Source organism: Candidatus Cloacimonadota bacterium, assembly GCA_034661015.1.
In the GTDB taxonomy this organism is placed as follows: Bacteria; Cloacimonadota; Cloacimonadia; order JGIOTU-2; family JGIOTU-2; genus JAYEKN01.
In genome coordinates this window covers 1-6,072 of sequence record JAYEKN010000051.1, presented here as the reverse complement: position 1 = coordinate 6,072, position 6,072 = coordinate 1, and the positions used below count along the sequence as shown (strand labels likewise).

Below are 6,072 nucleotides of genomic sequence, written 5' to 3'. Positions count from 1 at the left end.
TCAAACATTTATTCTGCTCCCTAATAAGCACAAATAAACATTTCTTATCATTAATCCTCTGGTGTAAAACTCAGGGGATTTTTTTTTGCAGACTGAAAAAATCAGGCGGATAAGCATAAATTAATTATGGGTTCACGCATCCCCCCAAAATCAGCAAAAGATCAGCGTGAATTACACCTATAAGAGAAAAGATGGTTTATGATTTCACATTTTCACAAAAAGGTAAAATAAAAGTGGATCAATTAAATAGAATGAAAATAAGATGGTTGATGTAGAAGTTCTAAATTTATAGGTTGAAAATGAATATTGTTCACTGACTCCGGGGTTATTCAGATTTTTTCCTTTCTGCGAGGGCATAAATGCCCACGCTGAATCGAATAAAGCCGGATAAATCTGGCTAAAAAAAATGGCTGCTATGTAATGAGTATTATTCATAATAGTTTTTTCGATTTAGCGTGGGGGTTTACCCCCTCGTAGACATTGTCCAAAAAGACTGACGAATAAATCCAGACAAAACGCCCTCAAATAACTCGGTTTTTTTAGATGCATCCTTGTAAAAAAATGGGAGGATGCATAAATTAATTATGGGTTTTATTGACAGGATAATTATCAAATCGCTTTTTCCAGATAAATTATTACAGATTTCAAAAAATGGAGCTAAAATGAAAAAAATCATTCTTTTATTTTTTTTAATATTTATTTTCTCCCTCCCCCTTCTTTCCAATGAAATATCGGTTTCTGCATTCGATGAACCAAACGATGATGGAAGTGCGATCGTTCTGGAATGGGAATATGATTTAGTTGATGTGCAAAGTATTATTATTGAAAAAAGTAAAGACAATTCCACTTTTATCGAAATTGTTCGATTACCAATCACCGATACCAATTTCACAGATGAGGAAAACATTGAAACCGGTACGACTTATCACTATAAAATTTCTTTCATTGATTTTGATGGTGCTTTGCTCGCAAGCAAAACGATAAGTGCAAAAGCAACCGCACAATGGTTTAACACAAGCAAAATTCCCCTTTTACTTATGCTTCTAATCGTTGGAATCGCAATTTTATATTTTATTTATCACGCCCGAAAAGGGAAAAAATTATACATCCGCAGAATTGCGGGATTAGACACAATCGGTGAAGCGGTTGGGCGAGCTACGGAATTGGGGAAACCCATTTTATTCGTTCCCGGAATCGGTGATCTCGATAATATTCAAACTCTGGCAGGACTAAATATTCTCGGGCATCTTGCTCAGAAAGTTGCTCAATACGATTCCACCATTCATGTTCCGGTGAGCCGTTCTATGGTTCTTTCTACAGCCCGTGAGATTGTAAAAGAATCCTACCTTAAAGTTGGCAGACCTGATGCTTTTAATCCGGACTCAGTATATTATCTCACTGATGATCAATTTGGATATGTGGCGGGAGTGGATGGAATTATTATCAGGGAAAAGCCGGCTGCAACTTTTTATCTCGGAGCGTTTTATGCGGAATCTCTTATCCTAGCCGAAACCGGTCATGAAAGCGGAGCCATCCAGATAGCCGGAACAGCGATGCCTGCCCAAATTCCATTCTTCGTAGCAGCTTGTGATTACACTCTTATTGGTGAAGAATTATTTGCAGCATCTGCTTACCTTTCTCAAGACCCCCAACAGCTCGGCTGCCTAAAGGGACAAGATGTTGGAAAAGCAATTATTATGGTTACAATTGTTGCGGGTATCATTTTAGAAATATTTGGCATTCATTTTCTCAAAGATTTTTTAGCTTCATAATAAACCAAAGAGGATAATATGAAAAGAAATTTACCATTATTAATCACTTTTTTAGTTGGAACTCTAATCATTTTTGCAGAATTTATTCCCCACAAACCATTTGGCAATCTTTCCGGCGGATTGGAAACCTGGTTTATGATCATATCCGGTTTTGCGATTCTTCTGGGGCAATTGAATCTGATAAAAGTTAATACGATCAAAATTTCCCGCAAAGCACCAAACTGGCAATATTATATTATTTGCATCGTCAGTTTTGCGGCGATGGTAATTGCCGGAATATTGTGGGGCACCAGAGACCAAACCGGAATACTCAAAAATAGCCAAGGAGTTGTATCATGGCTTGGTTTAAAACCCTTTGACTACTTCTTCAAATATTTTTTCGAGAATTTGTCTGCGACGATGTTTTCTCTTTTAGCATTTTTTGTTGCTTCTGCTTCTTATCGGGCATTTCGTGCCAGAAGTTTAGAATCCACTTTACTCCTTATCGCTGCTGTTATTGTGATGTTGGGCAGGACTACAATTGGTAGCTGGCTAACCGGCTGGGTGCCTGAATCTCTGACATATCTTCACATTCCCCAGGTAGCTCAATTCGTCATTAAATATTTCCAGACTACGGGGCAAAGAGCCATTATGATCTGTGCCGGTCTGGGTATTGTAGGAAGTTCAGTTAGAATAATACTTGGAATTGAACGATCCTATTTGGGAGGTAAATGATCATGAAATTATTTGAGAAATTGCTCGCTATCGACCGCAGGATAATTTTCATTTTGATCTTTCTGAGTGTGGCGATACCTTTATTATTTGTGATTGGATTCAAAATAGAAGTAACTCCGGAAGTAGAGAATGTTTATGAACTGGTAGATAGTGCTCCCAAAGGTTCACATGTATTGATCTCTTTCGATTATGGACCTTCAACCAAACCGGAGATACAACCAATGGCAGAGGCATTGATCAGACATTGCTTTAGAAATGATTACAAGGTAATCTGCACGGCTCTTTGGCCTATGGGTGTGCAAATGTGTATGGAAGCTATTGATGAAGTTTCCCCTGATTTTCCAAACAAAAAATATGGAATTGATTTTGTGAACCTTGGATACAAAGCCGGTGGTCTTGTTACGATCAATCTTATGGGACGTGATTTCTGCAGTGCCTTTCCAACGGATGCAGCAAATACTCCCATTGATGAATTACAAATAATGGATGGTATAAAAAATTTTAAAAGACTAAAATTCATTATTGGTTTGTCTGCCGGTGCTCCCGGCTTAAAAGAATGGGTTCAGGTAGGGCATGACGCTTACGGTATTCCTCTTGCCGGTGGTTCTACAGCAGTGCAGGTTCCCTCGCTTTCTCCTTATGTAAATGCTCAAAAGCAACTAACCGGCTTGCTCGGTGGGTTGAAGGGAGCTGCCGAATATGAGGTGCTAATTAACCACCCCGGCTCTGCTACAAAAGGAATGGATGCACAATCTATTGCCCATCTTGTGATCATCATTTTTATTATAATTGGTAATATCGGTTACTTTGTTTCAAAAAAAAATGAAAAGAAAATTTCGTGAAAAATATAAATTATTTTTTTGGAAGATAAGGAGTTTTTATGGTTGAATTTATGGATAGATTAGGAGTCTGGATAGGAGCGATTTTAACCTTCGCTATTTTTAGTTTTTTGTATAAAGATAATCCTCTTTATAAAGTTGCAGAACAAATATTTATCGGCATTTCCGCCGGATATTGGTTTATTTATACTGTTTATAACATTCTCATCCCAAACCTGTTTAATCCCATCTTGACGAATTTTGTTTCTCAGATACATCTATTGGTTCCTGCAATGCTTGGCATTTTTATGCTCTGTCGCCTAATTCCCAAAATTGATTGGCTGAGCAGATATGCGATTGCACTTGTGGTGGGAACTACTGCCGGATTGAGTCTGATCCGAACTTTGCAATCTGACGTTCTAAACCAAATGAGGGCAACGATAATGAATCCATTTGCGGGTGCAAATTTAGCGATAATATTAGGGAATTTCATTTTAATTATCGGGACAATTACCGGAATCGTTTATTTCTTCTTTAGCAAAAAACACGAAGGAGTTTTCGGTGGTACTGCTCGCGTGGGAATTCTTTTCCTGATGGTCTGTTTCGGGGCTGCTTTTGGTTATACAGTTATGGCACGTATTTCTCTGCTTATCGGAAGACTTCAGTTCCTAATGGGCGATTGGTTGGGGTGGATAAATTGATTGAAGTAGCTGGTTATGGAAAAATCTTGAGTTAAGTTCCGTTTTTTTGAACTTGACTTAAGATTTTCCAACTCACAAATATAACGCTAATTAACTTAATGTATAATTCTTTCAATTCGTCACGGAATGGTCCGTGACTTCTCGAAAAGGCTACTTTACGGACAGACTCTATTTAGAGTCCATCCGTAAACTCGCATTTTTGAAATGATTCTCCGAATGTGATTCGACGCAGAAAAACCCCAAGTGGAATATAAATACAAAAACATTCCACAGGGCAAGCACTGATTCTGCAGATGAACCCCTGTTGAATATTAAAATACAAAGCATTCAACGGGGCAGGCGCTGATACTACTCTTTTTGTAATTAATTTTTTATCTTGCGAAAATCCACTTTTTCAGCGTTCATCTGCGTCCAATCTATACTTTACGGACAGACTCTATTTAGTTGCAGCAGAGAGCAAAACCAACTTAATGAACAAATTGAACTTGAAATTTACAATTTGAAAGGGCAGAAATTGAAAACATTGGAGTGTGAAGAACCTGTTTCCACAGCCTCATCACAGATAAAGTATTCCACCGTTTGGGATGGAGCGGATGAAAACAAAAATCACGTTGCAGCAGGTGTTTATTTCTACAAATTAAAAACAGAATCAAGTTCACAAATTCAGAAGATGATTTTATTGAAATAGAAATATGGGTAAAGAACTCATCGAAAAAATAGAATCTAAAATGGGTAGAAACCCTAATAATTTTGCAGAATTTACTTTCGATAATCTTGACAGAACCCTTGCTAACTTGTTTTTTCCCACCAATAAAATGAATGATAAACAAAAAAATCTGTTGTTAGATGAAAAATTGTTGACATAAATTTGTGGTTTTGTGAAGTATTGCATTTTAAAAGAAGTATGGAAATTATGATAATCCGAATAGCGATGAAATTAGAATATTAATGAACGATATGGAAAGATGAGACGATTAGATTCAGAAATTATCAATGGATCATATTATGTTAATTTATAAATTAGGCCATTTGCTAACCTGTTCACTTCTAAATTAGGTATTATTATATGTTAATTTATTTAAAAACAATTCTTGATTATTAAGAAAGAAATGAAAACAATATTAAAAAAGATTTGGAGATTAAAATTATGAAAAAAATACTTCTTGTATTAATGATGGTATTTTTAGTTGTAGGTCTTTCTGCAAAAGAAGAATATGTTCAACCTGTTGAAGATGTTTCTCCTAATGCAGGGAACTCAACCCACAATCCCGCCAATGTTTCTGAAGAAGTTTGGGATGTTCTTTATAGTTTCCCGGACATTGATGCCGGTCAACCTGGCATTGAAACGAATGACACTCATATCTTCACGACTGACTGGCGCACAGGCGAAGTTACTTTCCATAAATTTGATATGGACGGGACTTTTGTAGAAGAATTTGACATTGCCGGAGCGACATGTATTCGCGATATGGCTTATGATGGCGAATATTTCTATGGGGCAGCTGCCGATATGTCTTTGAAGAAAATGGACCTTGAAGGTCAAACATTAGTTGAAACGATTAGTGCAACCTGTGCCGGTGTTACCGGTATTCGTCATATTGCTTATGACCCTGAACTTGATGGCGGAAACGGTGGCTTCTGGATTGGTAACTGGGGTGACTTTGGCGCAATCACAATGACCGGTGCACAAATTTACGGAAATATTGCCGGTATTGCAGAATCTACTTATGGTAGTGCCTATGATCCTTGGACAGAAGGTGGACCATATCTTTGGCTTTTTTGCCAAACAGGTTCATTAGTCGAATTAAAGCAATTTGAAATTGCTACCCAATCACTTACAGGTGTAATGCACGATGCAACTGATATGCCCGGATATGTTTCCGGATCAGCTGGTGGATGCTGTACTTATGTAAATGATGAGGGTTTATTTGCTTTACTCATCAATATTCAGCAAGATCCCAACCTCATCGGCGCATATGAATTGGCACCTACAGCAGATCCGAATGCTCCCGGTCAACCAACCGACATGGCAGTTATTCCGGATGCGAGTGGTGCATTATCAGCAGA

At 37.6% G+C, this 6,072-nt stretch carries 7 protein-coding genes; all 7 read left to right on the top strand.

Features of this window, described 5'->3' with window-relative positions:
• The first annotated feature begins 662 nt into the window (after positions 1–662).
• Positions 663–1,772 carry a DUF6754 domain-containing protein gene (locus U9P79_01750; GenBank protein MEA2103352.1) on the top strand — a complete coding sequence of 370 codons (1,110 nt, stop codon included), beginning with the start codon at positions 663–665 and terminating at the stop codon, positions 1,770–1,772.
• A gap of 18 nt (positions 1,773–1,790) precedes the next feature.
• The gene (locus U9P79_01745; GenBank protein MEA2103351.1) at positions 1,791–2,486 is read left to right on the top strand and encodes a hypothetical protein; all 696 of its coding nucleotides are present in this window, start codon (positions 1,791–1,793) and stop codon (positions 2,484–2,486) included.
• On the top strand, positions 2,483–3,328 hold the full coding sequence (locus U9P79_01740) for a hypothetical protein (protein MEA2103350.1): 846 nt from the start codon (positions 2,483–2,485) through the stop codon (positions 3,326–3,328). Before U9P79_01745 ends, U9P79_01740 begins: the two co-directional genes overlap by 4 nt.
• A gap of 38 nt (positions 3,329–3,366) precedes the next feature.
• The gene (locus U9P79_01735) at positions 3,367–4,005 is read left to right on the top strand and encodes a hypothetical protein (protein MEA2103349.1); all 639 of its coding nucleotides are present in this window, start codon (positions 3,367–3,369) and stop codon (positions 4,003–4,005) included.
• Between the two features lie 376 nt (positions 4,006–4,381).
• Positions 4,382–4,693: a T9SS type A sorting domain-containing protein gene (locus U9P79_01730; GenBank protein MEA2103348.1), complete on the top strand. Its 312-nt coding sequence runs from the start codon at positions 4,382–4,384 to the stop codon at positions 4,691–4,693.
• A gap of 4 nt (positions 4,694–4,697) precedes the next feature.
• Entirely contained in the window at positions 4,698–4,871 is a 174-nt protein-coding gene (locus U9P79_01725; GenBank protein ID MEA2103347.1) for a hypothetical protein, read from the top strand.
• A 281-nt stretch (positions 4,872–5,152) separates the two neighbouring features.
• A partial coding sequence (locus U9P79_01720) for a hypothetical protein (GenBank protein ID MEA2103346.1) occupies positions 5,153–6,072 on the top strand: 920 nt, incomplete at its 3' end.

Excerpts from the sequence above, each read along its gene's own strand:
- U9P79_01745 (MEA2103351.1), top strand. The coding sequence starts at position 1,791 with ATGAAAAGAAATTTACCATTATTAATCACTTTTTTAGTTGGAACTCTA.
- U9P79_01735 (MEA2103349.1), top strand. The coding sequence starts at position 3,367 with ATGGTTGAATTTATGGATAGATTAGGAGTCTGGATAGGAGCGATTTTA.
- U9P79_01725 (MEA2103347.1), top strand. The coding sequence starts at position 4,698 with ATGGGTAAAGAACTCATCGAAAAAATAGAATCTAAAATGGGTAGAAAC.
- U9P79_01740 (MEA2103350.1), top strand. The coding sequence starts at position 2,483 with ATGATCATGAAATTATTTGAGAAATTGCTCGCTATCGACCGCAGGATA.
- U9P79_01750 (MEA2103352.1), top strand. The coding sequence starts at position 663 with ATGAAAAAAATCATTCTTTTATTTTTTTTAATATTTATTTTCTCCCTC.